Source organism: Nitratireductor sp. J20-h4 (assembly GCF_056780505.1).
The window spans coordinates 1,855,010-1,879,557 of record NZ_CM165557.1; the positions used below are offsets into that span (position 1 = coordinate 1,855,010).

Here is a 24,548-nt window from a genome sequence, read left to right on the forward strand (position 1 = left end):
GGCGCCGCCGGCCGCAACCGGCGATCGACAAACCGGCAAATGTCAGTCGCGCACCGTCAGCGCCTGCTCCGCGCCCGCGGCCCAGGCCAGGCGCAGCATGGCGTCGAGCCCGGCGCGGCCGTCCGGGCGCAGATTGACCGTGTACCAGGGCGCGCCCTGGCTGCGGTCCTCGATCAGTTCGGGACGTCCATGGGCGGCGAGCGCGGCGATCACGCCCTGCGCCTCCTCGCGGCTGGCAAACGTGCCGACCGCGATATAGGCGCCGGTCGCCCGCGGACCCTCCAGCCGGTCGGCTTTGCCCGTGCTGCCTGGGGTCGCACCCTGCGGCGCGCCCCGCCCCGAAAGCATCGCGTCGAACGCGCCGGCGGCACGCGCCACGCGCCGGTCGGCATAAGACAGAGCCGCGACCGCCACCGGGGCGGCGAGCCCGCCGGGCAAGGGGCGCTCCGGCACGGACGGGCCGAGCGCGGGCAGCAGCGGATCGCCGTCGACGACCGTGGCGCGGAACGGGCCGTCCTTGGCCGTCGCCGCCATCAGCGCGGACACCGGCGCCGACGGCGTCGGACCGTTCATGGCGATCATCACGCCTGGCGAGATTTCCTGCGGGCCGCCGTCCTGGTCGCCCGGGCGATAGGAGGCCATCAAATATTGATCGTCCTGGCCGTGCAGCGGCGCGCGCCCGACATATTCGACCTTCACCTTGGCCACGCCCGAATTTGTGTAGTCGAGCATCTCGGCCGCCCGTTTCGACAGATCGATGACCCGGCCGCGCGCGAACGGACCGCGATCGTTGACGCGCACGACGACGGAACTGCCGTTCTTCAAATTGGTGACGCGGGCATAGCTGGGCAGCGGCATGGTTGGGTGCGCGGCCGTGAGATGGGTCATGTCGTAGACTTCGCCATTGGCGGTGAGCCGGCCGTGGAAGGCCGAGCCGTACCAGGAGGCCGCGCCGACCTTGACGTAGTTGGGGTCTTCCTTGGGATAATACCACTTGCCCTTGACCTTGTAGGGCTTGCCGGTCTGGTCGCGGCCGCCGCCACGCCTGAGCCCCGAGCGCTTCATCGACACTTTCGGGCTGGCTTTTACGCCGTAGTCGGCTTCGGAAAAATATTCCTTCGACCCGGCGCTGGCGACCGAGGCCTTCGGCGTTGGATCGGCCGCGCAGGAGGCCACGAACGCGGCCGCACCGACCAGAGCAATGGACGCCGGCAGACGCCGGCGCAAGTGCAATGACATGGAAAAACCGTCCCCAGAAACCGTCATTCGAAACCGCGGCAACACCCTTGCGGTACGTGATCGACACCGATCGGACAACCCTCTCGCGACCGACAGCGCCACCAGTACCAAAAAACTGCTTAGCGTGCTGTTAATCCCTTGTGGCGAGAACGGGGCGATTTTGTGACCGCGCCGGCGCATTTTTCGACATAGAGGCGGGCGCATGTCCGCCGCGACCGGCCGCGCCAAGCGGTTCGGCGGCGCACCGCCCGTCCGCCCTGCCCGCGCGCCGCGGCCGCACGGACGGCGCCGAAACCGCCAATCTTGCAAAGCAAGGCGGCATCGCGCATTAACGGGCCGAGGCCGGAGGGATGGCCGAGCGGTTTAAGGCACCGGTCTTGAAAACCGGCGTGGCAGCGATGTCACCGTGGGTTCGAATCCCACTCCCTCCGCCACTATCGCCGCTCCCGGCAGTCTCGCTTTGCTCAACGCCTCCGCGGGGGCGGCCTGACCGGCCGGCGGGCAGTCGCCCGCTGGGCTCCGAGTTCGAAATGTCTCCCGAACGCTCCGCCATTTTTCCGTTCTGACTTCGGGCTTCGCTCCAGTCGGGGCCTCGCATAAGCTCGGACGGCCCCTGGCCTTGCGAACCCTGCGGGTTCGAAATGTCTCCGCTAATCTCCGCCAAACGCAGCCTGGTACAATCAGCAGACATGGGGAACCCCAGACCTTGAACGCGCGCGGCATTTCCATTAGTTAGTGAGCAGTCACTCATTACAGGCCCGACAATGGTCCGAAAGACTGCCGCCGCCCGCAAGGCCGAGATTATCGCCACCATGCTGCGCCTGGCCGACGAGCTGGGGCCCGACCGGTTGACGACGCAGGCCGTCGCCGATGCCGTCGGGCTGACGCAGCCCGGGGTGTTCCGGCATTTCGCCACCAAACAGGCATTGTGGCAGGCCGTCGCCGAAGCGATCGACGCGACGATGAGCCGGGCATGGCAGGCCGCGCTTGCCGAGAGCGCCGCGCCGCTGGACCGGCTTGTCCTGCTGGTGCGGACCCAATTGCGGCAGATCGAGAGCCATCCCGCGATCCCGGCCATTTTGCACTCGCGCGAGCTGCAGAGCGAAAACGCCGCGCTGCGCGACCGTTTCCGCTCATTGATGATGCGCTTTCAGGCCCTGCTTAGGGCCGAGCTGACAGCGGCGCGCGAGGCGGGCCTGATCCGCGGCGACGTGGACCCCAATGACGGCGCGGTTTTGCTGATCTCGCTGGTGCAGGGACTGGCGATCCGCTGGGCGCTCGGCAATCGCCTGTTCGCGCTGGAGGCCGAGGGGGCGCGGCTGCTCGATGCCCAGCTGACATTGTTTCGCCTCACGGCATCGCAGGAGCCCGCACCATGAAACGACGTGGATTTTTCTGGTTGCTGGCCCTGGCCGGGGCCGCAGCAATCGGTGCCGCCGGATATCTGTTTCTCACCGAACGTCCCCTCGCCGTTCCCGTCGCCGCAGTCGAGCGCGACGTGGCGGTGCGGGTCTATGGCCTCGGCTCGGTCGAGGCGCGCATCGTCTCGCGGATCGGGTTCGAGGTCGGCGCGGCCCTGACCGAGCTTGCCGTCGACAGCGGCGACGCGGTCGGCCGGGGACAGGTCCTGGCGCGGCTGCACACCGCCGAGCAGCAAGCGCGCGTCGTGCGCGCCGAGGCCGCGGTGGAGGCCGCCGGCGCCACATCGAGCAAGGCGGCGGCGAATGTGGTGCGGGCGCGGGCCGTGCTTGCCCAGCGCAGATCCACCAACGATCGCCGACAGGCGCTGGCCGAACGCAGCACGATCTCGGCGCAGTCCGCCGAAGAGGCACAGCGCGACGTCGATGTGGCCGCCGCCGATCTGGCCGTCGCCGAAAGCGAGGTAAAGGTCGCGCAGGCGCAGCGTGCCGACGCCGAGGCCGCGCTGCTTTATGAGCGGACGCTGCTTGATCATCACGTGCTGCGCGCGCCGTTCGATGCGGTCGTCGTCACGCGGCATGCCGAGGCGGGCACGGTGGTGCGCGCCGGCGAACCGATCTTCACGCTGATGGACCCGGGCACCGTCTGGACGCTGGCCTATATCGATGAGGCACGCGCCGGCTCGATCGCCGTGGGCCAGCCGGCGGAGGTGCGCTTGCGGTCGCTGCCGCACGAGGTCTTCGCCGGCACGGTCGCGCGCATCGGCATCGAAAGCGACCGCGTGAACGAGGAACGGCGTGTGTGGATCGCCTGCGGCCGCTGTCCGGCCGAAATCTTTCTGGGCGAGCAGGCCGAGGTCACGATCACCGTCGCCACCCTGCCCGAGGCCTTGCTGGTGCCCGAGGTCGCCATCAGCGGTTTCGACGGCCATCGAGGCCGCGTGTGGATCGTGCAGGACGGACGGCTGGCGGAAACCGAAATGATCTTCGGTCACCGGACCGAGAACGCAAAAGCTGAAATCGTCTCAGGCCTGCCGGAGGGCGCCAAGGTCGTCGCGGCTCCTCTTAAGGGTTTGTCGGAGGGGCGGATGGCCCGCGTCACGGGGGACGCGCCATGAACCTCGCCTACCGGGACGTGCGCCACAATCTGTTTCGTTTCATGCTGACCTGTCTCGGCCTCAGCCTGCTGATGGCGGTCGTGCTGGCGATGATCGGCATTTACAACGGGCTGGTGGCCGACGCGCTGAACATCGTCAAGGCGCCGCAGGCCGATCTGTGGGTCGTCGAAGCCGCAACACAGGGGCCGTTCGCGGAAGCCTCGAAAATCCCCGGCAGCACCCGCGACGCGGTCGCCCGCCTGCACGGCGTCACCGAGGCGGGCAGCATCACCTACCAGACGGTCGAGGCCAATCATGCCGGCGACACGCTGCGCCTCTACGTCATCGGCTTCGAGCCCGGCCGCCCCGGCGGGCCGCGGACGATCGCCCGCGGGCGCGGCATCACCCGGACCCATTTCGAACTGGTAGCCGACCGCAAGACCGGCCTTAGCGTCGGTGACCGGATCCGCCTCGGGCGGGACAGTTTTGCGGTGGTCGGCCTGGTCGAGGATGTCATGAACTCCGCCGGCGATCCGGCAGCCTTCATCACCCTGTCCGATGCACAGACTCTGCAGTCGCAACTGGCCCCACCGGCCCAGCGCGTTCAGACCGCGCGCGGCGCCGGGCTGCTGGAAAGCACCGATACCGTGGCGGCGGTGATCGCCCGGGTCGAGCCGACCGCCGATCCACGGGATGTGGCACAGGCGGTGCGACAATGGAAACATCTGGGCGCCCTGACGCAGGCACAACAGGAACAGATCCTGATCGGCTCGGTGGTGGATCGCGCCAAGCGGCAGATCGGCCTGTTCCTCGGCATCCTGCTGACGGTCTCGGCGGTGGTGATCGCCCTGATCATCTACACGATGACGATGGAAAAACTGAAGCAGATCGCCACGCTGAAGCTGATCGGCGCCCCGGATCGCACCATTATCGGCCTGATCGTACAGCAATCGCTGGCGCTCGGGATGGTCGGGTGGAGCTTCGGCCTGATCCTGATCCTGCTCATCAAGGACTATTTCCCCCGCCGCGTGGTGCTGGAGCCGGTGAATGCGGCAGCGCTGGCCGGCATCATCATCGTGGTCTGCATCGCGGCCAGCGGACTTGGCGTGCGGGCGGCGCTGAAGGTCGATCCCGCAACGGCGATCGGTGGCTGAGCCATGGCCCCGCTTCGCCAGCCCCTGGTCGAGATCGCCGGCGTCTCCAAACATTTCGGCGCGGGCGCGACGCGCGTCGATGCCCTGCGCAACATCGACCTGACCGTGCGTCAGGGCGAAGTGGTGGCGTTGCTCGGCCCATCGGGATCGGGCAAGACGACCTTGCTGAACGTTATCGGCTGCATCATCGCCCCCACCGAAGGCCGGGTGACGCTGGATGGCGAAGTGGTCTTCAACGACCACTGGCTGCGCGGCGACCTGCGCCGGCTGCGGCTCGACAAGATCGGCTTCATCTTCCAGTTCCACAATCTGCTGCCGTTCCTCAACGCCCGCGACAACGTCGCCCTGGTGCTGACACTCGCAGGAAAACCGGCGGCCGAAGCGCAGGCACGCGCCGCCGAACTGCTCGACTATCTGGAGGTCGGCCACCGCGCCGCGGCCATGCCGGCGCTTCTGTCGGGCGGCGAAGCGCAGCGCGTGGCCATTGCCCGCGCCCTCGCCAACAGGCCGCGCATCATCCTGGCGGACGAGCCGACCGCCGCGCTCGATAGCAAACGTGCGGGGATCGTGATGGACCTGTTGCGCAAGCTGGCCGCCGAACACGACGCCTGCATCGTCGCCGTCACCCACGACGAGAAAATCTATGACCGGTTCGACCGGCTGTTCCATCTGCGCGACGGGATTCTGGAAACCCAAAAGGAAAAAGAGACGTGAAGGCGCAGTCGTCGGGACAATGGCCGAGCAGGATCGCGGCGGGCGTTGCGGTGGCGTTCGGCGCGCTGACGATCGTTTCGGGCGGGAGGGTGCTGTTCGGCGGCACGGCCGCACAGGCGGCTGCGGGCAACGTGGTGCCGTTCGTGCTGTGGTTCAACTTCCTGTCGGGTTTCGCCTATGTCCTTGCCGGCATCGGCATCGCCTTGGGACGACGATGGGCGCCCCTGCTGGCCGTGGCCCTGGCGGCAGCTATCGGCACAGTGTTCGCGCTGTTTGGCCTGTATGTGCTTCAGGGCGGCGCGTTCGAAACGCGAACGATCGGCGCGATGAGCCTGCGTCTCGTCGTCTGGGTCCTGATCGCGGCCGTCGCGGCGCGGCATGCCCCCGCCAGGCACTCGGCTGCCGGCTGAGCGCAACACAGTCGCAACGCGCGCTCGCAAGGGAGCGGCTGCGCCCCTGCCTGGCTTCTTTCTCGCTGTGCCGAACCTGCAACCCCGGCCAAAGCTGCTATGAAGAGCGCTTGCTGATTCCCTGCGCCGAAGATCATGACCGCCGACGCCCTTGCCATTCTCAAATCCGTCTATGGGTACGACGCCTTCCGGGGATTGCAGGCGCGTATCATCGACCATGTCATCGCCGGCAAGAATGCCTTCGTGCTGATGCCCACGGGCGGCGGAAAATCGCTCTGCTACCAGATCCCGGCCATCGCACGGCCCGGCATGGGCCTTATCGTGTCGCCGCTGCTGGCGCTGATGGCCGACCAGGTCGCGGCACTGCGGCAGGCCGGCGTGCGGGCGGCCGCGCTCAATTCGGACCTGCCGGCCGAGGAGCGCAGCCGGCTGTGGCGCGCGATCGGCGACGGCGCCGTCGACCTGCTTTACGTCGCGCCCGAAACGCTGCTGCGGCCGGAAATCCTGCAGCGGCTCGAAGACACGCACCTGTCGCTGATCGCCATCGACGAGGCCCATTGCCTGTCGCAATGGGGCCACGACTTCCGCCCCGCCTACCGCCAGCTCGACGCGCTCGTGCGCCAGTTTCCCGGCACGCCGCGCATGGCGCTGACGGCAACCGCCGACGCGCCGACACGCACGGAAATCCTCGCCCACCTCGACATCGCCGAGACCGACGCGTTCGTGGCCGGCTTCGACCGGCCCAATATACGCTACGCCATCGAGGAAAAGGACAATCCGCGCGCCCAGCTGAAGGATTTCCTGAAGCGCCACGCGGGCGAGAGCGGCATCGTCTACTGCCTGTCGAAGCGCAAGACCGACGAGACCGCCGCCTGGCTGTGCGACCAGGGCCATGACGCGCTCGCCTATCACGCCGGCATGGACAAGGCGGCGCGCGAGGCCAACCAGGCGCGCTTTCAGCACGGCGAGGCGGTGATCATGGTCGCCACCATCGCCTTCGGCATGGGCATCGACAAGCCCGACGTGCGTTTCGTTGCCCATATCGACCTGCCTGGCAGTATCGAGGCCTATTATCAGGAGACCGGACGTGCCGGCCGCGACGGCCTGCCGGCCGAAGCGCTGATGCTTTACGGGTCCGACGACATCGCGCTGCGCAGCCGCTTCATCGAGGGCTCGGATGCGCCCGACCCGCGCAAGCGCATCGAGCGCCAGAAGCTGGATGCTCTTCTGGGTCTCGCGGAAACCGCCGGCTGCCGCCGGCAGGCGCTGCTCGCCTATTTCGGCGACACCAGCGCACCGTGCGGCAATTGCGACACCTGCGCCGAACCGCCAAAACTGTTCGACGGCACGATCGCCGCGCAGAAGGTCCTGTCGTGCATCTACCGCACCGGCGAACGTTTCGGCCAAGCCTATGTCGTCGACGTGCTGCTGGGGGCGGAGAGCGACCGCATCGCCCAGTTCGGCCACGACCGCATCTCCACCTTCGGCATTGGCACCGAGCACGACAACCGCACCTGGAGGGCGATCCTGCGCCAGCTGATCGCGCTGCGCTTGGTCGACGTCGACCTCGCCGGCCACGGCGGCCTGTCGATCGCCAGTGCCGGCCGCGATTTCTTGCGCGACAAGCCCACGCTGATGCTGCGCGTGCCCTCCCCGCCCCGCGCGCGCCGCCGCGGCGCGGTCAAGGGCGCGGCCCGGCCGGTCGTTTCCGAGGCCGACCAGGGACTGTTCGAGGCCCTGCGCAAGAAGCGCCTGGAAATCGCGCGCACGCAGAACGTGCCGCCCTATGTGATCTTCCACGACAAGACCTTGATCGAACTCGCCGCGGCAAGACCGTCGTCGCGCGCGGAAATGGCGGATGTGCCCGGCGTCGGCGAAGCCAAGCTCGACCGCTACGGCCCGGCTTTTTTGACGGTTATCGCGCAACACGCCTGACGACGGCTGCCCTTGCAAGGGGCCTCATGCGCGATGCGGAACGTTGCGCGCGCCATCAAGGCCCCGTGCCTGCGGGGCGCGCGCCCCGCCAGCCGCGCGAAGCGGGCGCGGGTCCCGCCGACTGTCGGCCGGACGGGTCGTTGTGCGGCAGGCGACGAAAAAGACGCCCTTCTCGTCCCGCCACCAAGAGACCCGGCCTCCGCCGCAGGAAAACTTAGCAATCTGACGAAGTTTTTCTTGCATGCCGGACTGCCCGATGATAGTTAGCATAATGGCTAAGCATCAACCGGAACTCTCGCTGCTCTTCCACGCGCTGAGCGACCCGACCAGGCGATCGATCCTGACCCGACTGGCCGAAGGGCCGGCGCGCGTCACGGATCTGTCCGAGCCCACCGGCCTGCGCCTGCCGACCGTGATGCGGCACATTTCGGTGCTCGAGGAGGCCGGACTGATCGCCAGTTCCAAGGACGGGCGGGTGCGCACCTGCGCCATCGTCCCGGAGGCGCTCGACCCGGTCCGCTCATGGCTCGACGAGCAGCGGGCCATATGGGACGCCCGGCTCGACCGGCTGGAGGCTTTTGCTATCAAAACAATGAAGGACCGAACAGAATGACATCGGAACCGGCCCCCCACGACATGACCCCGGCACGCGACGCCGTGCCGGAGCGCTTTGCAACACTCACCTTCGCGCGCGACGTTTCCGCGCCCTTGTCGGCGCTGTGGCAGGCGTGGACGGCCCCGGCCGCGCGGGCGGTCTGGGCCGCCCCCTCACCCGCCGTCAGCGTGGATTTCGTGGAGGCCGACACCAGGGTGGGCGGACGCGAAGTCTCGCTGTGCAGGGTCGAGGGCGAGCCCGACATGCGTTGCGAGATCGGCTGGCTGGACCTGGAGCCGGCGGTTCGAACCGTCAACTACGAGGTGATCTCGTCAAAAGGCGTGCCGCAATCGGCGGCGCTGGTAACGGCCCATTTCACCGGAACGGACGCACACAGCCGCGTGGTCGTCACCGTGCAGCTTTCCGCGCTGGCCAGGGACATGCAGGCCGGCTACCGCGAGGGCTTCGACGCAGGCCTGACCAATCTCGCCGACGTGGCGCGGCGCACCATGGTGCTGCAGCGCACGATCAAGGCGCCGCGAACCGTCGTCTGGAACAGCTGGATGAATCCAGAGGCGCTGCCGCAATGGTGGGGCCCGGACGGGTTTTCCTGCCGTACGCACAAAATCGACCTGCAAGCCGGCGGCGACTGGGTTTTCGACATGATCGCGCCGGACGGCACGGTCTTTCCCAATCATCATCGCTACATCGAGGTCCGCCCCGAAGAGCGGATCGGCTACACGCTGCTGTGGGGCGAGAACGGGCCGAAACACGCCGACGCCTGGGTCGCGTTCGAGGACCAGGACGGGGCGACGACGGTGACGCTCGGCATGGCCTTTTCCACCGAGGCGGAATTTCAGCAGGCGAAAGGCTTCGGCGCCGTCGAACTCGGCCAGCAGACGCTGGGCAAGCTGGAGCGTTTCATCGAATCCCGACCGGGTGCCGCAGCTTAGCATCCCTCGTCGACGCCCCCTCCACGGGGCCATGGCAAGACGTCGTGGTCCCGCCGTCCCGGCCGACCGGCCACGGCGCGCGTCGGCGCCGGGCCGGCAAAGCCCCGGCGCGCGGCCGCGGGCTCACAGCCCCTATCGAGCCCGCCGCCCTGGCGCGCCGGTGTTTCGCTAGGCTGCCCAGTGCGAGCAGCGGATGATCGAGCAGAAATTGTCGCGATGATAGTGGCGATCCTTGTCGGCCAGAACATCGGCCTTGACGTTGCCGAACGTCGTGTGCGGCTTGTGCTTGATCCCGTCGTAGAACGCCTGAATGATGTCTTCCTTGAAATTCGGGCTCCGGGGAAAGGCCGCGACCACAGCTTCGCGGATGTCCTGCGGATAGTGCGCATAGGTCAGGCCAAGCACGTCCATCTCCACGCCGGCCGTGGTCAGGGCGATCACGGGATGCATGAATTCCGGCACGCCTGGCGTGGTGTGCAGCGCGATTGCCGTCCAGACTTTCTCGATATCCGATGGATCCACGCCGTAGCTTTGCAGGAAGTCGCGGGCGGCGTTGGCGCCGTCGACCTCGAAACGAAGATCGTCGCTGGCATGCGAAGGCATGAGGCCGATATCGTGGAACATCGCGGCGGCATAAAGCAGTTCGGGGTTGAAGCCGAGGCCGCGCTCCCGCCCGGCCAATGCGCCGAAAAAGTAGACGCGGCTGGAATGGTTGAACAGCAACTCGCTCTGCGTATCGCGAACGAAGGCGGTGATTGCCCGGCCGAGGCGACTGTCGGGCACGGCAATTCCGTTGATCTCGGCAGAGGACGTCAAAAGGTCCGGCATCATCATTGCTCCTGTGCAGCAGGGAGGCGAAACGGCCCGCCTTGCGCGGGACGCCGCGTCCACGAACCAGGTTCGCCCTGGCCGCACCCGTCTTATCGGCACATGAATTGGCCGCAATCGACATGACCGTAGATTTCCTGCCAGTCAGGCCCTATATTCTGCCGCGCTAATGGTGCACGGCTTGGCAAGAGGGTGGTGCGATGGCGAAAAGGGATGTCGCACTGGTCATCCATGACGGGGTACAATCCCTCGACGTGGCCGGTCCGCTTGACGTGTTCACGGAGGCGAACGGGTTTCTGGACGCGGATGAGCGCTATCGCTGCCTGCTTGTGGCCGACACCACGGCCCTCATCCGGGCCTCCAACGGAACCCCGATGGCTGCGCATGAGAGCTTTTCGCACGCGGCCCGGGTCTTTCACACCGTGCTGGTGGCCGGGGGGCCGGCATTTCCCCGGCAAGGCGACGACGAAGCCATCTCGGCCTGGCTCCGGCAGTGGGGCACCCGGGCCGAGCGTTACGGATCGATTTGCACCGGCGCCTTCGCGCTCGGCCACGCCGGGCTGCTCGACGGGCGGCTTGTCACCACACATTGGCAAAATGCCGCGCGCCTCGCCGAAATGTTCCCCGCCGCGCGCGTCGAGCATGATCGGATTTTTGCCCGTGACGGCCGGTTGGTCACCTCGGCCGGTGTCACGGCCGGTATTGATCTTGCGCTGGCGCTTGTCGGCGAAGATCACGGCGAGCGTGTCGCGCTTGCCTGCGCCAAGCGCCTAGTGGTCGCCGCGCAGCGCCAGGGCGGGCAATCCCAGTTCAGCCCGTTCCTGCTGCCGCCGGGCGATCCGGCAACGCCGTTGGGCAAGGTCCGGGCCTATGTCGGAGACAATCTCTCCGAGCCGTTTCCGGTCCGCCGGCTCGCCGCGATCGCCGGCACGAGCACACGCAGCCTTGCGCGGCTGTTCGTAAACGAGCTCGGCGTGACCCCGCACGACTTCATCGAGAACATCCGCCTGGATCAGGCGCGCAATCTGCTTGAAGCGACCGACCTCGCCTTGAAGGCGATCGCGTTTGATTGCGGCTTCGGCAGTCCGGAACGCATGCGCAGCGTCTTCCAGCGCCGTCTCGGACTGAGCCCGCTGCGCTATCGCGAGAATTTTCAGGCGACGCGGCCTTTTTCGCGGTGAGGCGCGGCGTCGGATGCAGCCTGCCGGGGTCGTCAGGCGCGTGTCGCCGCAAAGGCCGTCCGATGAACGGCATGAAGGCGGCATCCCGGGCGCGGCTGTCCGTCAGGGAGCACGACCGGAAACGGTGGCGTGGAGACCTTTTTCCGATCGTCGTTCCCGGCCGGATTTTCATTGACGGCGTGTCCAGGCGAAGTTGAAGCCGGTTCGCCGTTTGCAAACGTGTGGACACAGCCGGTCTGCGGTTTCGTGACAGGCAGGACGGCCCTGGTTCCGTTCTGGACACATGAGCGGATCATCATGTCCAGGACGTCGGCGACGATCTCGCGCCCAACCTGCCTTGGCCAATACGGATACTCCGACCCTGCGCGGCGAGCCTGCCGTGGTCGATTTTCGTGTTTTCCGGCTTCTCCGGCGACACACCGTGCTGGGAACGGCTGGACGCATTTCTCGAATCGCGCCTCCAGCACCTGGAGCCGGTGCTGGCCGGTCGCGAATGGCTGGCCGGCGATTTTTCCGGCGCCGACATCGCCATCGCCGATGTGCTGCGGCTCGTCGACCGGTTCGATAGGCTGGAAAAACACCCGGCCTGCCGCGCCTATGTCGCGCGCCACGGCCCGCCCCGCCTTTGCCAAGGCGCACGCCGGCCAAATGGCGCATTTTGCCGCCGCGGACTGATTGCGGCAAAACCGGCGGCGGCCGGACACCCGGCCCCGCGCGCCGGCGCCCCGAGATCGGGCCGTCCGGCGCGGGGCCGCGCCCTACCGCACCACCACGCGCGCACCGACCGGCACGCGCTGGTAGAGGTCGATCACATGCGCGTTGATCATGCGGATACAGCCATTCGACACCGAGCGGCCGATCGTATCCGGCTGGTTGGTGCCGTGAATGCGATAAAGCGTGTCGCGCTTGCCGCGATAAAGATAAAGCGCCCGTGCGCCGAGCGGATTGCCGGGCCCGCCAGGCACGCCCCCGGCGAAACGCGCATATTTGCCCGGCTCGCGACGGATCATGTTCTTGGTCGGCGTCCAGCGCGGCCATTCGGCCTTGCGCCCGATGGTGGCTTCGCCGCGGAAGGCAAGTCCGGCCCGGCCGACGCCCACGCCATAACGGCGCGCCCGCCCGCCGGGCAGTTGCAGGTAGAGAAAATAGTTGCGCGGATCGACAACGATTGTGCCGGGCTCGTAGCCGGAAAAGGCGACGGTTTGCGGCGTGAACCGCGACTCCAGCGCGGGGTTTCGGGCCGTCGGATGGGCGGACGCCGCGACGGGAACGAACAGGCCGGCGCATGCGCCGAGCAGAAAACTGCGTCTTGAAAACATGGAAATTGACCTCGATCGATGATGAACCGGGCGCCGCTCGGACGCTGTTGCGGTTGGTTCAGATCGGAGGTCGGTCGCGCCGCCGCGCCAATTCGCGCGGCGTGTCCGCAGCGTCTGCCGGCAAAAGCCCGCCCGCCCGCACTGGCGCCACCGCGCGGGTGGGCTCGAACAGCCCCTTGCAGTCGAGCGCGCAGTGGCCGGCGGCATCGATCGTGCCGCCGTTTGCGGCGTCACAACAGTCCAGTTCGGCGGCCTGAGCCGCAAGCGGGACGCTGGCGTCGCCGGCGGCCGAAACCGCGCCATGCGGCGGCACGGTCGCCACCGCGAACATCAATGCCAGGATCCAGACCGCGACAAGTCTCATGCCAAAATTGGTACGTCAGCGCCGTCGACAAATCCAGCCCCGGCGCCGCACGCGGCAATGGATCCGGCGGACCGGGCCGGATGCAGTCCGGCCGCGGCGCGCACCCGGGGCGGCAGGACGAGGCTGCTATTGCCCGGCGGATTGTTTCTGGAAAAAGGGAAGCCGCATCGCCATTTCGCGGTCCTTTTCCGCCGCGGCCGCCGCCGCCGGACGCGTGCCAACCCGGTCGAGATAGGCGCGAAACGCCGGCCGTTCGGGAAGAACCTTCATCATGTCCATCGTATATCCGATGGCCGCGCCGAGCTGGATGTCGGCGGCGGTGAAATCGTCGCCGCAGACATAATCGTATTGCGACAGATGGCGGTCGACATGGTTGATCATGTCGTCGAACGTGCCGAAGGAATAGTCGTTGCTGCGATAAACAAGCCCGTGGACACGTGCGGCCACCGCCGGGTCGAACACCGAATCGGCATAGACCAGCCATTTCAGATAGGTCGCGCGGCGCGGATCGCCGATCGCCGGCGCCAGCCCCGCCTCGGCGAAGACGTCGCCGAGATAGATCGAGATCGCCGCGCGTTCGGTCACGATCGTCCCGTCATGGTCGATCGCCGGCACCTTCTTGTTGGGATGGATCGCGCGGTAGGATTCGGGCGCGCCATCCTCGCCGCGAACGTCGACGATCTCTATCCGGTAGTCGACGCCGAGTTCCTCCAGGAGCCAGAGAATGGAAGACGAGCGCGACCAGGGGGCGTGGTGGAAGGTGAGCATGGAGTTCGTCCTCGTGTTGAATGGGTCTCACCTAACAGACCGCTGCTGACATCGGACTGTCAGGAGCGGCTGCGGATCGACACGAAAAAGGGCGCCCGCGGCGGGCGCCCTTTCCCAACACGCCGGCAAGGCCGATCTTACTGCGGCAGCTTGTCGTCCACGCCCTTGACGTAGAAATTCATGCCCAGAAGCACGCCTTCCTCGGCCACTTCGCCCTCCTTCAGCCATTCGCTGCCGTCCTGCTTCATGATCGGCCCGGTGAACGGGTCGAACGCGCCGGACTTGATCTTGGCTTCGGTATCCTCGGCCGCCTTTTTCACCTCATCGGGCATGTTGGTGTAGGGGGCCATGACGACATGGCCCTCGGCCATGCCGTGCCAGACGTCGTGCTGCTCCCAGGTGCCGTCCATCACCGCCTTGACACGCTCGGTGTAATAGGGCGCCCAGTCGTCGATGATCGAGGTCAGCTGCGTCTCCGGGCCGAACTTGATCATGTCGGACGCCTGGCCGAAGGCCTTGATGCCGCGCTCGGCGGCGACCTGCATCGGCGCGGTGGAATCGGTGTGCTGGGTGATGATGTCGACACCCTGGTCGATCAGCACCTTGGCCGCGTCGGCCTCCTTGCCCGGATCGAACCAGGTATTGGCCCACACCACCTTGACCTTGAAGTCGGGATTGACCGACTGCGCGCCGAGCACGAAGGCGTTGATGCCCATCACCACCTCGGGGATCGGGAAGGAGGCGATGTAACCGGCCACGCCTTCCTTCGACAGGCTGGCGGCGATCACGCCCTGGACGTAGCGCCCCTCGTGGAACTTGGAATTGTAGGTCGCGACATTGGGATGCTCGCGCTTGAAGCCCGTGGCGTGCTCGAACTTCACGTCGGCAAACTTGCCCGCCACCTTGTTGGTGGCGTCCATGTAGCCGAACGAGGTGGTGAAGACGATGTCGCAGCCCGACCGCGCAAAACGCTCGATGGCGCGTTCGGCATCGGCGCCTTCCGGCACGCTTTCCAGATAGGCGATCTCGACCTTGTCCTCGCCGCCGAGATTCTCCTGCATCTCGAGCACGCCCTGATGGTGCTGATAAGACCAGCCGAAATCGCCGATCGGGCCGACATAGATGAAGCAGGCCTTGGTCTTTTCCTGGGCCATGGCGCCAGTGGCGACGAGCATCGCCGCCGAAGCCGTCAGTGCAAGCAGTACTTTTCTCATCACTGGATACCTCTCTGTTGGATCCTCTGGAGGACGTTTGCGTCTTGATGCCGTCTTTTTGGTGTCAGCGGTCCGGCACGAAGGGTCTACCCAGTGAAGCCGGTGTGTTCATCATCGTCAATCGCCTGTTGCGCGAGATTAGGACGAGCACGACCACCGTGGCCAGATAGGGCAGCGCGGAAAGAAACTGCGACGGGATCGATTTGACGAGCTCGGCCAGCCAGTAGAGCGGTGCCGGCCAGGTGGCCAGGTCGCTCAGATTGGTCGCCTGGATGTGCAGCTGGGCGATGGTGATCGCGCCGAACAGATAGGCGCCGGCAAGCACCCGCCATGGCCGCCAGGAAGCAAACACCACCAGCGCCAGGGCGATCCAGCCGCGGCCGGCCGTCATGTTTTCGATCCATTGCGTGGTATAGACCAGCGAGAGCTGCGCCCCGGCGAGCCCGGCGCAGGCGCCGCCGAACATCACCGCCAGATAGCGGATCGCCACCACCTTGATGCCGAGCGCGTGCGCGGAGGAATGGCTGTCGCCGACCGAACGCAGAGTCAGCCCGGCGCGGGTGCGGAACAAAAACCACATCACCCCGCCGGTCAGCAGCAGCGAGATGTAAAACATCGGATCCTGGCCGAACAGGAGCCGGCCGACCAGCGGCAGATCCGACAGGACCGGAATGTCGAGTGCGCCGAGCTTCACCCCCGGCTGGCCGACAAAGGCCTCGCCGATCATGCCCGACAGGCCGATGCCCAAAAGGGTCAGGGCCAGCCCGGTCGCCACCTGATTGGTGACCAGGGTGAGCGCCAGAAACCCGAACAGCAGCGAAAACAGCGTGCCGGCAACGGCCCCGGCCAGAATGCCGAGCCAGGGTTGGCCAGTGGTCAGCGCCATGCCGAAGCCGGCGACCGCCCCCATCAGCATCATGCCTTCCACGCCCAGATTGAGAACGCCGGAGCGCTCCACGACGAGTTCGCCGATCGCCGCCAGCAGCAGCGGCGTCGCCGCGGTGGCGATGGTCAGCAAAATGGCTTCAGCGATGCCCATGAGCGGCCTCCGTAGCGAGCGGTTTTGCGGCCGTCGTCGGCGCGGGTCGGACAAGGCGGACCCGATAGTGGATCAGCGTGTCGCAGGCGAGCACGAAGAACAACAGCATTCCCTGGAAGGCGCGCACCGTTTTGTCGGTCACGCCGATCTCGATCTGCGCCGCCTCGCCGCCGAGATAAGACAGCGCCAGCACGAAACCGGCGGCAATGATGCCGAGCGGGTTCAACCGCCCGAGAAAGGCGACAATGATCGCGGCAAAGCCATAGCCGGGCGATATTTGCGGCTGCAGCCGGCCGATCGCCCCGGAAACCTCGGTGATGCCGGCGAGACCGGCGAGCGCACCCGACACCAGAAACGCAAAGACGATGGTGCGGGCGGTCGAGAACCCGCCGAATGCCCCGGCACGCGGGCTCTGGCCGACCACCTTGACCTCGAACCCCTTCAGCGTGCGCGCCAGCATGAACCAGACCGCGAAGGCGGCAACGAGCGCGAACACGATCCCCCAATTGGCGCGGCCCGAGGCCGGCAGCAATTCGGGCAGGACGGCCCAGGAATGGAACGCCGGCGCCTGTGGAAAGCTCATCGCGGCCGGATCGCGCCATGGCCCCCTGACCAGCCAGTCAAGCACCAGCTGGGCGACATAGACCAGCATCAGCGAGGTCAGGATCTCGTTGGTGTTGAAACGCGCCTTCAACAAGGCCGGAATCGCGGCATAGAGCGCGCCGCCGGCCGCGCCGAACGCCAACATCAGCGGCAGCACCGCCACGTTGTGCATGTCGGGAAAATACAGCGGCAGCGCCGCGCCGGTGATCGCGCCGATGGTGAATTGGCCTTCCGCGCCGATGTTCCAGTTGTTGGACAAGAAGCACACGCACAGCCCGACCGCGATCAGGATCAGCGGCGCCGCCTTGATGGCCAGTTCATGCAGCGACCAGATCTCGGTGAGCGGCTGGACGAAATAGGCGTACAGACCAAGGACCGGGTTCTTGCCGAGCGCCAGGAAAATGATTGCGCCCGCGATCACCATCAAGGCAAAGGCGATGAACGGCGACAGTGCCGAAAACAGCACCGATTGCTGCGGTCGCCTGACCAGTTCGACCCGCATCACGCCACCTCCATCCGCTCGTCATGCGGCACGTGACCGGGTTCCGCCCCCCCCATCAACAGGCCGATCTTTTCGAACGTCGCCTCGGCAATCGGGATCGGACTGGACAATTCCCCGTTATGCATGACGGCGATCGCATCGGAGACCTCGAACAGCTCGTCGAGATCCTGGCTGATGACCAGCACCGCCGAGCCGGCCCGCGCCAGCTCGATCAAAGCCTGGCGGATATGCGCCGCCGCCCCCGCATCCACGCCCCAGGTCGGCTGGTTGACGATCATCACCACCGGTTTGCGGTCGAGTTCGCGGCCGATGATGAACTTTTGCAGATTGCCGCCAGACAGCGCCGAGGCGGCCGGATTCTCGGCGCTCTTGCGCACGTCCATCACCTCGTTGATACGCCGCGCCGCCGTCGCCAACGCGCCGGTCTGCACCGTTCCGAGGTTGCCCAGAAAGACCGTGCTGTCGGTGGCGTGACGCGACAGGAGCAGGTTTTCCGACAAGGTCATCTCCGGCGCCGCGCCATGGCCGAGCCGTTCTTCGGGCACGAAGGCGGCGCCCTTCTGCCGGCGCCCGGAAATATCCATCAGGCCGACGTCTTCGCCGCGGATGCGGATCGCGCCGGCGCGCGCCTGGGTCACCTCGCCCGAGATCGCCTCGAAGAATTCGCCCTGGCCGTTGCCGGCCACCCCGGCGATACCGATCACCTCGCCGGCCCGCACCGACAGCGAAACGTCGCGCAACGGAATCGAAAACGGCGTCGCCGGCGCTCTGTCGAGATGGTCGACCTCAAGCAACACGGCGGCCGTGTCTGCGCCTTTGGCCGGCTCGCGGACGATCTCTTGTACCTCCGAGCCCACCATCATGCGCGCCAGCGAGGCGGCCGTTTCCTGTTGCGGGTCGCAATGGCCGACGACCTTGCCGTGCCGCAGCACGGTGGCGCGGTCGCACATGCGTTTCACTTCCTCCAGGCGGTGGGAGATATAGAGGATCGACTTGCCCTCGCCGCGCAGCCGCTCCAGCGTCTCGAACAACCGGTCGGCCTCCTGCGGGGTCAGCACCGAGGTCGGCTCGTCGAGGATGATCAGGTCCGGCGTCTGCAACAGGCAGCGGATGATTTCGATGCGCTGGCGTTCGCCCACCGACAGATCGCCGACCAGCGCATAGGGATCGAGCGGCAGCCCATAGCTGTGCGACAAGGCCTGGGCCTTGGCCGCGATGGTGGAGATCGGCGTGTCGGAGGCCAGCGACAGGGCGATGTTTTCGGCCGCCGTTAACGCCTCGAACAGCGAAAAATGCTGGAACACCATGCCGATGCCAAGCTGGCGCGCGGCGTTTGGACTGGTTATGCGCACGGGCTTTCCCCGCCACAGGATTTCGCCCGCATTCGGCTCCAGAGAGCCGAACAGCATTTTCACCAGCGTCGACTTTCCGGCGCCGTTTTCGCCGAGAAGCGCGTGGATTTCACCTTTCGAGATCGTCAGGTCGACGCCGTCGCAAGCGCGCAGGGTCCCGAATATCTTGGTGAGACCGCGGACGTCGAGAAGGGCTTCGCCCAGCCGAGCGTGATCACCCGTCACAAGAATTCCCCTTATTTTGTTCTTTTGTTCCCGGCTTCGATCGTAGGCGCGCCTCTCGCCTCACGCAAAGTGTTTTGCGCCTTGAAAGTGCTTCAACAATTCAAGCACAATCCGAAATCACGGCAGTAGAATACTGGTGCCCGTCGTCTTCCGGCCTTCAAGGTCGGCATGCGCCCTGGGCGCGTCTTCCAGGGCATAGCGTTGATTGATCTCGATTTTTACCGCGCCGCCGGCCACGACCGAAAACAGGTTCGCCGCCGCCGATTCAAGGTTCTCGCGCTTGGCGACATAGGTGAACAAGGTCGGCCGGGTCGCAAACAGCGACCCCTTTTGTGAAAGTATCGCAAGGTTGAACGAGGGAATCGGCCCCGACGACTGGCCGAAGCTGACGAACATGCCCATTGGCCGCAGGCAATCGAGCGAGGCGGGAAACGTGTCCTTGCCGACCGAATCGTAGACCACGTCGCACATCCGCCCGCCGGTGATCTCCCGCACCCGCGCGACGAAATCCTCTTTCGAGTAATCGATGACGTGATCGTAGCCATGCGCCAACGCCAGTGCGATCTTTTCCGGCGTGCTCGCCGTGCCGATCACCGTCGCGCCCAGATGCTTGGCCCACTGCCCCACGATCAGGCCGACGCCGCCGGCCGCGGCATGATAGAGAATCGTGTCGCCCGGCTTCACCTTGAAGGTCCGGCACAGCAGATATTCCGCCGTCATGCCCTTCAGCATCATCGCAGCCGCCTGCGCGTCGGATATCGCCTCCGGCGTTCTGACCAGCCGGTCGGCCGCGATCAGTCGCTCCTCGGCATAGGCGCCCAGCGTGCCGGCATAGGCAACCCGGTCGCCCGGCCGCAGATCGTCCACACCCTCGCCGACGGCGATCACCTCGCCGGCGCCTTCGTTGCCCGGCGTGAACGGCAGGCCGTTGGGGGCTGGATAAAGCCCGGTGCGGAAATAGACGTCGATGAAATTCAGGCCGACGGCATGATTGCGCACCCGCACCTCGCCCCTGCCGGGCTCGGCCGCCGCAACTTCCTCATAGGACAGGACCTCGGGCCCGCCATGGGCGTAAACCACGATCGCTTTAGGCATTGCCTGTTTCCCTTGCGCCGAGTTTCGGAAAAAGCTGCATCACGCCGCCGACGAAGAACAGGTAGACGCCGGTGGCCGCGATGCCGACCTGGACCCAGAACTGGGCCTGCATGGCCTGCAGAAGCGCCACGACGCCGAAGAAGCACCAGGCCAAAAAGACAGGCAGGTTGATCTGGCGCAGCCGCTTCACCCGCACGGGGTGAAGGAAATTCATCGGCACGAAGGTCAGGACGCCGGACGCAACCACGACGGCGAAGGAAATCCATTCGCCGGGCTCGATCACGAACAAGGTGAACACGATCATGTTCCAGACCACGGGAAACCCCTTGAAGAAGTTCTCCTTGGTCTTGATGCCGGTGTCGGCGTAGTAGATCGCGCTCGAAACCACGATGATCGCCGCCGACAGGAAGGACAGGCCCTCGCCCATGAAACCGCGCTGATAGAGCGCGAAAGCCGGGATCAGCACGTAGGTGACATAGTCGATGATGTTGTCGAGCATGTCGCCGGACCAGGTCGGCAGGATCTCCTTGACCTGCAGCTTGCGGGCGATCGGCCCGTCAATGCCGTCGACCAGCAGCGCCAGGCCAAGCCACCAGAACATGGCCGTCCAGCGCTGCTCGCTGGCCGCCACCAGCGACAGGAAGGCCAGGAACGAGCCCGATGCCGTCAACAGATGGACCGAAAAGGCACGCGCCTGCGGCCAGGTGACCTTCTTTTTCTTCACGGGCCGCGCCAATCGAGCTTGCAGATCTCGGCCGAGCGGCCGGCGAAATTCCAGTTGCGGCCAAAGGCGCGCATGCGGCTCTTGTCGGAGCGGGCCACGGTGATCTCGGGCGCGATCCAGTATTCGGAGTTGGTGATGACGGTATCGGTTTCGCGATCCTTGCCGCGGATCGGCGTGACCGCCCCGTCGATAATGTCGGGGATCTGGAAGAGGCGCGTCTTGTCTTCGACGGCGTAGCTGATCGGCGCGCGTTCGATGCCGAGGAAATTGCCGACCAGGATCGACAGCAGTGCCGTCGTGCCGCCGGCCTTGCCGGAGAATATCTTGCCGAACGCCTTTTGCGCGTAGATCGAGGCGCGCTCGTCGACGAACAGCCCCGCCGTCCAGTTGCCGCGGCTCATATAGCCGGGAATCTCCATCACCAGGCCGAGATTGAGACCCGACAGGTCGACATCGCCGAAATGGCCGGCGTCGATTCGGAAACCGGCCCAGGTCTGGCAATAGCCTTCCGTCGGCGGATGATGCCCCAGCGACAAGACGCAGGGACAAAACACCGTGCAGTTGCACGACAGCACCAGTTCGCCCTTCAAGGTCCAGCTTCGATCCGCCATCGGCCTTGCCGTCATGCTCCGCTTTTCATCGACACTACAAGCAGGGCTCCCGCCCAGACAAGCAGTATCGCACCCGAAATACGTTGGAATTTCCGGCCCGTCGCCTGTTTTTCAACAAGCGCGAAAACCGCCAGCAACGCCATCCAGAACGGGTTCATGATGCCGACGGCAAACATCACCAGCATCAGCGCCCAGCAGCAGCCCAGGCACCACACGCCCTGGTCGAGCCCAAGGCGCAGGATTGCCGTGCCCCGGTCGCTCCAGCGCGCAAACAGCGTCGCGAACGGGTCGCGGCAGCGGGTGAGACAGGCGTCCTTGAGGCCGGAGAACTGATAAACCCCCGCGATCGCCAGCGCGGCGGCACCGGCGACGCCGCGCATTGGTGCAAGCCCGGCCTGCGGCGCGGAAAACGACACGATCACGGTCAGGCCCGCGAACCCCAGCGACGCGGCCAGCCACACGGCGAGATACCCGGCAAGCAGCACGATTGGATGGACCACCGGTTTCGCCGCCGCGCGCGCCGTGTCGGCGATCTCGCAATAGGTGCGCATCATCGGCGCCGCCGACGGCAGCATCATCGCCAGCGACATCAAGAACCACATCGCCGCCAGCGCGAAAAACCATCCCGCCCGCCCCGCGCCGGCATCCACGGGCCGGGCGCATAGCTGCACGAACCAGGCAAGGCCGGCCGACCAGTCGACGCGCGGCAGCCAGCCCAGCAAAGCCGCTCCCGGACCGGCCGCATCCGGCGTGGAGACCCGCGCCAGTTCGATCGCCATCACGCCGAGCACGCCCCATGAGGCGGCGATCAGCAGCACCAGCGCGGCATAGACGGCCATCCTCGGCCGGCCGGCCAGCGCCGCGACGGCCCGGCCCGTGCCGTCGAGGTGGGAGAAATCGTCGTTGCGGTCCATCTAAACAGCGCTCCCTGGGGCATTCGGTCCGATTGATCGCAGGCAGGACACTGCCATATAGAAGGGGTCGAGATCGCGCCAGAAGCATGCCGCCGCCATGACGGTCATGTGGGCGAAACCAGGGAGTCCGGGCCATGGACAGGCAAAGCTCGACACCGATCATCGTCGCCGGCACCGGGCCGGTCGGCCTGATTGCCGCGCTGGCGCTGGCGCAGACCGGCTTCGGCGTGCAACTCGTCGGGCCGCCGGCGCGCGAGGACGACCGGCGCACGACCGCGCTGATGGCGCCGTCGCTGGAATTTCTTGGCGGGCTGGGGGTCGGCGAGCGTCTGCGCGCCGACGCCGCGCCGCTGAAGACGATGCGCATCGTCGACGCGACCGGTCGCCTGGTGCGCGGCCGGCCCGTCACCTTCCGCGCCTCCGAGATCGGCGAGGACGCGTTCGGTTACAATATCCCGAACACGGTGCTCAACCGCGAACTGACGACCGCGGTCGCAGCCGAGGACGGCATTGATTGGATCGACGCGCTGGTCGAGACATGGCAGCCGGGCCCCGACACCATAGCCGCCCGGCTCGACAATGGCGCGAGCCTGGAAGCCAGGCTGGCCGTCGCCGCCGACGGCCGCAACTCCGCCGCGCGCGAGGCGGCCGGCATCCGCGCCCTGCGGCATCGCTATCAGCAGGCGGCGCTGGTGTTGAATTTTTCCCACAGCCGCGATCACGCATTCGCCTCGACCGAATTCCACACCGAAACCGGTCCGTTCACCCAGGTTCCCCTGCCCGGCCGTCGCTCGAGCCTGGTGTGGGTGGTGCGCCCGCAGGAGGCCGAACGGCTCTCGGCGCTGCCCGACGCCGAGATTGCCGCCCTGATCGAGGACAAGATGCAGTCGATGCTCGGCCGCGTCACCGTCGAGCCGGGTCGCCAGATCTATCCGCTGTCGGCCGCCCTGCCCGCGCGCTTCGCCGACAACCGCATCGCGCTGGTGGGCGAAGCCGCGCACGTGTTTCCGCCGATCGGCGCCCAGGGGCTCAATCTGGGCATTCGCGACGTGCGCGACCTGATCGCGGTGGCCGGCGCGTACGCCGGCGATCCGGGCTCGCGCCAGGCGCTGGCGCGCTATTCGGCACGGCGCCGGCCCGATATCGCCGCACGCACCGCCGCCGTCAACGCGCTCAACGCCTCGCTGCTGTCGGCGTTTCTGCCCGCCCAGATCGCACGCACGGCCGGGCTCGGCCTGTTGTCGGCGATCGGACCGCTGCGCGCCTTCTTCATGCGCGAGGGCATGGAACCGGGCAGCGGCTTTTCGCGGCTGTTTCAGCGGCCGGGAAACAGGTCCGGCGGTAACAGGCCGGATTTGACCAGATAAAGAAGCCCGGTCACCGTGGCGACCGACAGGATCGTGGTGATCAACACGCTGGCCGAGGCCCGCTCGACCCACACTCCGTATTGCTGGGCGATGACGAACACGTTGGTCGCCGTCGGCAGGCCGGCAAGCAGCACCGCCGTCCACACCCAGACCGGGTCGAAATCACCGACCGCGCTCAAGATCACATAGCACACCAGCGGGTGCAGGATGAGCTTCAGAACGGCGATCGGCGCGAGTTCGCGCGGCACCCGTTTCAGCGGCCGTAAGGCGAGCGAAACACCCATGGCAAACAGCGCACAAGGCGCGGCCGCGCGCGCCAGCATCTCCAGCAGGCGCGCCACCGGCGCCGGCGGCGCGAATGACAGCGCCGCCGCAGCCACCCCGATAGCCGTGGCGATGATGAAGGGATGCAGCGCGATCCGGCGCACGACATCGAGCGCCACCGCGCCGGGCCGGCGGCGATTGTCGCCGGCGAGCGCCATCATCATCGGCGTGATGGCGAAATGCATGATGTTTTCGAAACAGAAGATCAGCGCGACGGGAACCGCCGCCTGCTCGCCGAAGGCCAGCAGCGCGATGCCCGGTCCCATATAGCCGATATTGCCGTAGGCGGCGGCTAGGCCCTTGACCGTGCTTGCCGCGATCTCGCCGCGCGAGCCGATCACCGACGTCACGAACATCAGCGCGAACATGATGTAGGTGGAAAGCACCGCCGCGAAAATGAACCCCCATTCGGTGAGTTTTTCGATCGGGGTCCGGCTCAAAAGCTGGAAGAAAAGCGCCGGCAGCGCGACATAGATGATGAAGATGTTCATCCAGCCGAGCGCGTCGAGCGGCCGGCGAACCACACGCGCGACGAAATAGCCGAGGAAGATCAGGCCGAAGAAGGGAAGAACGAGGCCGAATATGTCTGCCATGCGCACGCGG

At 66.5% G+C, this 24,548-nt stretch carries 24 protein-coding genes, 1 tRNA gene and 1 pseudogene; 12 read left to right on the forward strand and 14 right to left on the reverse strand.

Going from position 1 to position 24,548, the window contains the following annotated elements:
• Positions 1 to 42: 42 nt before the first annotated feature.
• Positions 43 to 1,239 (reverse strand): septal ring lytic transglycosylase RlpA family protein, encoded by a 1,197-nt coding sequence (locus tag ACT2B0_RS09065; RefSeq protein ID WP_473463797.1) that lies wholly within the window; start codon positions 1,237 to 1,239, stop codon positions 43 to 45.
• Between the two features lie 344 nt (positions 1,240 to 1,583).
• Between ACT2B0_RS09065 and ACT2B0_RS09070 the strand changes: the two genes are divergently transcribed.
• From ACT2B0_RS09070 to ACT2B0_RS09110, 9 genes are all read left to right on the forward strand, one after another.
• A tRNA-Ser gene (locus ACT2B0_RS09070) sits at positions 1,584 to 1,673 on the forward strand.
• 378 nt (positions 1,674 to 2,051) lie between these two features.
• Positions 2,052 to 2,618, forward strand: a complete 567-nt coding sequence (locus ACT2B0_RS09075) for a TetR/AcrR family transcriptional regulator (RefSeq protein ID WP_473463799.1) — start codon at positions 2,052 to 2,054, stop codon at positions 2,616 to 2,618.
• A gap of 20 nt (positions 2,619 to 2,638) precedes the next feature.
• A complete protein-coding gene (locus ACT2B0_RS09080; RefSeq protein WP_473463801.1) occupies positions 2,639 to 3,775 on the forward strand; it encodes an efflux RND transporter periplasmic adaptor subunit in 1,137 nt (378 codons plus the stop codon).
• A complete protein-coding gene (locus tag ACT2B0_RS09085) occupies positions 3,772 to 4,908 on the forward strand; it encodes an ABC transporter permease (protein ID WP_473463804.1) in 1,137 nt (378 codons plus the stop codon). The genes ACT2B0_RS09080 and ACT2B0_RS09085 overlap by 4 nt, the downstream gene beginning before the upstream one ends.
• Before the next feature lie 3 nt (positions 4,909 to 4,911).
• A complete protein-coding gene (locus ACT2B0_RS09090; protein ID WP_473463806.1) occupies positions 4,912 to 5,622 on the forward strand; it encodes an ABC transporter ATP-binding protein in 711 nt (236 codons plus the stop codon).
• Complete coding sequence (locus ACT2B0_RS09095; RefSeq protein WP_473463809.1) at positions 5,619 to 6,032, forward strand: hypothetical protein; 414 nt, start codon at positions 5,619 to 5,621, stop codon at positions 6,030 to 6,032. The genes ACT2B0_RS09090 and ACT2B0_RS09095 overlap by 4 nt, the downstream gene beginning before the upstream one ends.
• A 135-nt stretch (positions 6,033 to 6,167) precedes the next feature.
• Positions 6,168 to 7,967, forward strand: a complete 1,800-nt coding sequence (gene recQ / locus ACT2B0_RS09100) for a DNA helicase RecQ (RefSeq protein ID WP_473463811.1) — start codon at positions 6,168 to 6,170, stop codon at positions 7,965 to 7,967.
• Between the two features lie 271 nt (positions 7,968 to 8,238).
• Positions 8,239 to 8,580: an ArsR/SmtB family transcription factor gene (locus ACT2B0_RS09105; protein WP_473463813.1), complete on the forward strand. Its 342-nt coding sequence runs from the start codon at positions 8,239 to 8,241 to the stop codon at positions 8,578 to 8,580.
• Positions 8,577 to 9,515 carry an SRPBCC family protein gene (locus ACT2B0_RS09110; protein WP_473463815.1) on the forward strand — a complete coding sequence of 313 codons (939 nt, stop codon included), beginning with the start codon at positions 8,577 to 8,579 and terminating at the stop codon, positions 9,513 to 9,515. The genes ACT2B0_RS09105 and ACT2B0_RS09110 overlap by 4 nt, the downstream gene beginning before the upstream one ends.
• Before the next feature lie 168 nt (positions 9,516 to 9,683).
• Here ACT2B0_RS09110 and ACT2B0_RS09115 read toward each other — a convergent pair whose 3' ends face one another.
• Positions 9,684 to 10,343: an HD domain-containing protein gene (locus tag ACT2B0_RS09115; RefSeq protein ID WP_473463818.1), complete on the reverse strand. Its 660-nt coding sequence runs from the start codon at positions 10,341 to 10,343 to the stop codon at positions 9,684 to 9,686.
• 200 nt (positions 10,344 to 10,543) lie between these two features.
• On the opposite strand from ACT2B0_RS09115, the gene ACT2B0_RS09120 reads away from it, so the two are divergent.
• Together ACT2B0_RS09120 and ACT2B0_RS09125 are read left to right on the forward strand one after the other, a co-directional pair.
• The gene (locus tag ACT2B0_RS09120; protein ID WP_473463821.1) at positions 10,544 to 11,524 is read left to right on the forward strand and encodes a GlxA family transcriptional regulator; all 981 of its coding nucleotides are present in this window, start codon (positions 10,544 to 10,546) and stop codon (positions 11,522 to 11,524) included.
• A 368-nt stretch (positions 11,525 to 11,892) separates the two neighbouring features.
• Positions 11,893 to 12,199, forward strand: a pseudogene (locus ACT2B0_RS09125) (glutathione binding-like protein); the annotation flags it as partial.
• An 83-nt stretch (positions 12,200 to 12,282) separates the two neighbouring features.
• Here the strand turns inward: ACT2B0_RS09125 and ACT2B0_RS09130 are convergent.
• The 11 genes from ACT2B0_RS09130 to ACT2B0_RS09180 form a co-directional block, all read right to left on the reverse strand.
• Positions 12,283 to 12,843, reverse strand: a complete 561-nt coding sequence (locus tag ACT2B0_RS09130; RefSeq protein WP_473463823.1) for a L,D-transpeptidase — start codon at positions 12,841 to 12,843, stop codon at positions 12,283 to 12,285.
• A gap of 58 nt (positions 12,844 to 12,901) precedes the next feature.
• Positions 12,902 to 13,207 carry a hypothetical protein gene (locus ACT2B0_RS09135; protein ID WP_473463826.1) on the reverse strand — a complete coding sequence of 102 codons (306 nt, stop codon included), beginning with the start codon at positions 13,205 to 13,207 and terminating at the stop codon, positions 12,902 to 12,904.
• A 126-nt stretch (positions 13,208 to 13,333) separates the two neighbouring features.
• A complete protein-coding gene (locus tag ACT2B0_RS09140; protein WP_473463829.1) occupies positions 13,334 to 13,975 on the reverse strand; it encodes a glutathione S-transferase family protein in 642 nt (213 codons plus the stop codon).
• 137 nt (positions 13,976 to 14,112) lie between these two features.
• On the reverse strand, positions 14,113 to 15,189 hold the full coding sequence (locus tag ACT2B0_RS09145; RefSeq protein WP_473463831.1) for a BMP family ABC transporter substrate-binding protein: 1,077 nt from the start codon (positions 15,187 to 15,189) through the stop codon (positions 14,113 to 14,115).
• A 64-nt stretch (positions 15,190 to 15,253) separates the two neighbouring features.
• Entirely contained in the window at positions 15,254 to 16,228 is a 975-nt protein-coding gene (locus ACT2B0_RS09150; protein ID WP_481658473.1) for an ABC transporter permease, read from the reverse strand.
• A complete protein-coding gene (locus ACT2B0_RS09155) occupies positions 16,215 to 17,333 on the reverse strand; it encodes an ABC transporter permease (protein WP_473463834.1) in 1,119 nt (372 codons plus the stop codon). The genes ACT2B0_RS09150 and ACT2B0_RS09155 overlap by 14 nt, the downstream gene beginning before the upstream one ends.
• A complete protein-coding gene (locus ACT2B0_RS09160) occupies positions 17,333 to 18,910 on the reverse strand; it encodes an ABC transporter ATP-binding protein (RefSeq protein WP_473463838.1) in 1,578 nt (525 codons plus the stop codon). Before ACT2B0_RS09160 ends, ACT2B0_RS09155 begins: the two co-directional genes overlap by 1 nt.
• 117 nt (positions 18,911 to 19,027) lie before the next feature.
• Positions 19,028 to 20,005, reverse strand: a complete 978-nt coding sequence (locus ACT2B0_RS09165; protein WP_473463841.1) for a quinone oxidoreductase family protein — start codon at positions 20,003 to 20,005, stop codon at positions 19,028 to 19,030.
• Entirely contained in the window at positions 19,998 to 20,729 is a 732-nt protein-coding gene (gene pcsA / locus ACT2B0_RS09170) for a phosphatidylcholine synthase (RefSeq protein WP_473463843.1), read from the reverse strand. Before pcsA ends, ACT2B0_RS09165 begins: the two co-directional genes overlap by 8 nt.
• On the reverse strand, positions 20,726 to 21,340 hold the full coding sequence (locus tag ACT2B0_RS09175) for a DUF1326 domain-containing protein (RefSeq protein ID WP_473463846.1): 615 nt from the start codon (positions 21,338 to 21,340) through the stop codon (positions 20,726 to 20,728). The genes pcsA and ACT2B0_RS09175 overlap by 4 nt, the downstream gene beginning before the upstream one ends.
• A gap of 11 nt (positions 21,341 to 21,351) precedes the next feature.
• A complete protein-coding gene (locus tag ACT2B0_RS09180; protein ID WP_473463849.1) occupies positions 21,352 to 22,254 on the reverse strand; it encodes a DUF2182 domain-containing protein in 903 nt (300 codons plus the stop codon).
• A gap of 134 nt (positions 22,255 to 22,388) precedes the next feature.
• Between ACT2B0_RS09180 and ACT2B0_RS09185 the strand changes: the two genes are divergently transcribed.
• Positions 22,389 to 23,621, forward strand: coding sequence for a UbiH/UbiF family hydroxylase (locus ACT2B0_RS09185; protein ID WP_473463852.1), 1,233 nt, complete (start codon positions 22,389 to 22,391; stop codon positions 23,619 to 23,621).
• Here ACT2B0_RS09185 and ACT2B0_RS09190 read toward each other — a convergent pair.
• A complete protein-coding gene (locus ACT2B0_RS09190) occupies positions 23,570 to 24,538 on the reverse strand; it encodes an AEC family transporter (protein ID WP_473463854.1) in 969 nt (322 codons plus the stop codon). The two genes, ACT2B0_RS09185 and ACT2B0_RS09190, sit on opposite strands and share 52 nt — an antisense overlap.
• Positions 24,539 to 24,548 lie beyond the last annotated feature (10 nt).